The 3,384-nt window shown below is 26.9% G+C and carries 4 protein-coding genes and 1 other annotated feature; all 4 genes read right to left on the bottom strand.

The window, feature by feature from the left end; genetic code table 11:
• Positions 1-189: 189 nt before the first annotated feature.
• The 4 genes from VK071_04845 to VK071_04830 all read right to left on the bottom strand — a co-directional run bounded on the left by VK071_04845 (position 190) and on the right by VK071_04830 (position 3,352).
• Positions 190-831 carry a CBS domain-containing protein gene (locus VK071_04845; GenBank protein HLR34642.1) on the bottom strand — a complete coding sequence of 214 codons (642 nt, stop codon included), beginning with the start codon at positions 829-831 and terminating at the stop codon, positions 190-192.
• A gap of 30 nt (positions 832-861) precedes the next feature.
• Positions 862-1,596, bottom strand: coding sequence for a hypothetical protein (locus VK071_04840; GenBank protein HLR34641.1), 735 nt, complete (start codon positions 1,594-1,596; stop codon positions 862-864).
• Between the two features lie 208 nt (positions 1,597-1,804).
• Positions 1,805-2,782, bottom strand: coding sequence for an aspartate--ammonia ligase (gene asnA / locus VK071_04835; protein ID HLR34640.1), 978 nt, complete (start codon positions 2,780-2,782; stop codon positions 1,805-1,807).
• A gap of 35 nt (positions 2,783-2,817) precedes the next feature.
• Positions 2,818-3,066: a binding site (T-box leader), on the bottom strand.
• A 61-nt stretch (positions 3,067-3,127) separates the two neighbouring features.
• On the bottom strand, positions 3,128-3,352 hold the full coding sequence (locus VK071_04830; protein ID HLR34639.1) for a DUF3006 domain-containing protein: 225 nt from the start codon (positions 3,350-3,352) through the stop codon (positions 3,128-3,130).
• Between the last annotated feature and the right edge of the window lie 32 nt (positions 3,353-3,384).

Raw genomic sequence — 3,384 nt, 5'->3', positions numbered from 1 at the left:
GGTTTTTCTATATTATCCGTTGAATTAAGAGGTTTTTTACCCACTCGTTTCCCCATTAAATAATATCCATAAACAAAGCTAAATATAAATATAGCTAAAACGAATGTAATTATTACAAAAGTTTTCGGCCTATTCATAAATATCCCTCCAGTATCATCTAGAGGGATATTTTTCCCACTTTACAAAATTTTATTCATTTATTTTTGTTACTTCTGCAATTTTTAATCCAGCATTGTTTATTTTCTTTAATAAATTATCAATATCTTCCGTATCCACCCTAATTACAACTTTATAAACATCTAAGATTTTTGCGTCCATTACAGCTAAATTCACTATATTTACATTTTCTTTTCTTATGACTTCTGTTAATTTAGCTAATTGACCAGGAATATCAAACATATTTATTACAATTCTAGTTCCTTGTTCAAAACCAAAGATTTCCGAAAATGCATTAAATATAGCGTAATGAGTTAAAATCCCCACAAAGTTTTCCTCTCCATTAAACACAGGTAAAAAAGGTGTTCTAAATTCCTTCAATAAATAAGAGGCATTTTCAATTAATTCATTTTCATTAATAGATTTATAATTTTGACCATATAAATCTTTTACCTTTGTTTCCTCTAAATATTTTTCTTTATCTAAACAGCCTTTTTCAAAATAGTTTCTAAAAATAGCCTCTTTCATTAAAATCCCTTTAAATTCATCCCCATCTAATACAGGTAAAGACATGAAGTCACCATTGTTTATCTTTTCTAAAGCACTGCCTATACTTTCTTCTGGTGAAACTATTGTTAATCTCTCTTTCGATAAAAAATGATTCTTTACATACATAAGTTAATTCCCCCTTTATTTCTAATACATTTATATGTATCTTTTTAAAACTTTATCATTTAGGCCAAACCAATAAGCATCTTTATATATTTTAATAATGCCCTTAGTTAAAGTTTTTACGATTATATCATATAATTCATTTAATTCTTTTAACGTTAAAATACAGCCCTCTTCTCTAATATGTAGTGGATAAAAGTTATAATCAATAGTCAATTGTTTATCTACGTATCTATTTAAACTCAATATTTTATCTTTTATTGTCTTATCACAATAATCACAAACCCGTTTTTCAATTGATTTTTCTTCTTTTTCTACTTGACTTATAGCTTCTTCTACTTTTTCTTTAATTGATTTAATATCGTCATAATCAGAATAATAATGAAATAAGGACTTTTTATCATAAATTTCATCTATAGAATAATAATATAAAGCTCTTTCCTCAAGTATATTTACCCATTTTGAATTATAATAACCTTGTTTATATCCATCAATATAAAAAGAAAGTTCTAACCTATCTACTTCTTCTAAAATAAGTGTACCTATACTATTAGCAATCAGTTCCTTATCCTTACGTTTTCTTAGTTTAGATTTTATTCTTCTTTTTATAACTTTAATACACATATATTTGGGGCATATATTACTAATATTTTCCTCTAAATCATAAAGAGTAAGGAGGATATGTATAGAATCAATATCGTTATTGAATAAAAAATTATGTTTAAGCCTCTCGTACATTTCCCATAGATTGACAGTTTCTGTAGCCACAAAAATCCCTCCCTTTGCAATTGTTACCAATTAAATGGAGGTTTAAACCAATTTCTTAATATATTATTTAATTGTCTTAACAAACATATATCATTATACTACATTTTTTTTAAAGATAATAGAGAAATCCATAATTATTTTAAAATATATACTAATTATTTTAAAATAACTAGTATATATTTTATTACCATTCTATATTATATAGGGACTAAAGTAAAAGTATATTTTCCTTTTCCCATTGGTTTAATAAGTCTTTAGGCCATACTGATGCTTGTACCTCACCTATATGTTTTTTTTCTAAAAAGAACATACAGATTCTTGACTGTCCAATTCCACCTCCCATAGTAAAAGGCAGTTTCTCTTCCATTAAAAGTTTACAATAATTTAACTTCATTCTTTCCTCTGCTTTTGCCTCTTTAAGTTGCTTAGCTAAAGATTCTTTATCCACCCTAATACCCATACTGGATAATTCCAATGCCTCATCTAAAATTGAACTATAAAACAAAATATCACCATTTAGTTTCCAATCATCATAATCTGGTGCCCTATAATCATGAGGTTTTCCTGATACTAGTCTTTCACCTATTTTCATAATAAATACTGCTCCATATTCCTTTGTAATAAGATATTCTCTTTCTTTAGATTCTTTATTAGGATATTTATTTTCTAACTCTTGAGAATCAATAAAGAAAATTTTATCCGGTAATTTTTCCTCTAAAAATGGATAAATAGAATTAATATATCTTTCTGTATTTTTAAATACTTCAAATATATCCTCTACTATTTTTTTCAAATACTCTTCATTTCTATCCTCTTTTTTTATAATCTTTTCCCAATCCCATTGATCTACGTATAGTGAATGAGTATTATCAAGAATTTCATCTGGTCTAATTGCATTCATATCAGTATATAAACCTTCGTATTCATCAAAGTTATAGACCTTTAGTGCAACTCTTTTCCACTTAGCCAAAGATTGAACTATCTCTACTTTTTTATCATATTTTCCTAGTTTAAAAGACACAGGTTTTTCTTTCCCACTTAAATTATCATTTAAACCAGAAGATTTTGTTACCAATAAAGGTGAAGATACTCTAATTAAATTTAATTTCTCAGCTAATTCATTTTCAAAATAATCTTTTATTTCTTTTATTGCTCTTTGTGTTTCTTTAATACCTAACTCCACCATTTTACCCCTCCTCAAAAAATAAAAATCCCTTCGTCTAAAAGGACGAAAGGATTTCCGCGGTACCACCTTTTTGGCATAATACAACCACTTTACCAGCACAGATTTAATATCGATACTGTCTAGTTTTTATCGGACTAGAACCGTCTAAATCTACTTGTTTATAATATATAAACTTTCGGTTAAAAACTCAGGGATGTTCTTCAACTAAAATTCCGTATCGGTTTCCACCATACCCGACTCTCTTAAACTTCCTTATAGCTTACTCTTCCCTTCACAGTCTTATATTCATCTTTTATTATTTAATTCGTTATTATATTAAACTATTTTATAATTGTCAATGGAATTTTACTTCTTTTTTTCATCTTTAATCAAACTATTAAATAAATTATCTATATATTTTTTTCTTTTTACTGTTTCTTCTTTGAGAATAATAAAGTTATCCCCTTCTTGCTTTACCACATCCCCCTCTTCTACTTCTCTAGGAAATTTTGATTTTTCAATATTAATCATTTCATCCTTTACTTCTAATACTACAATATTTTCAATTATTCTATCAACTATTCCCTTCATTTAATTCCACCCCTTATTTCACACATTTGCTA

Source organism: Tissierellales bacterium (assembly GCA_035301805.1).
In the GTDB taxonomy this organism is placed as follows: Bacteria; Bacillota; Clostridia; order Tissierellales; family DATGTQ01; genus DATGTQ01.
The sequence above is the reverse complement of the archived record's forward strand: the minus strand, read 5'-3'. Positions and strand labels throughout refer to the sequence as shown.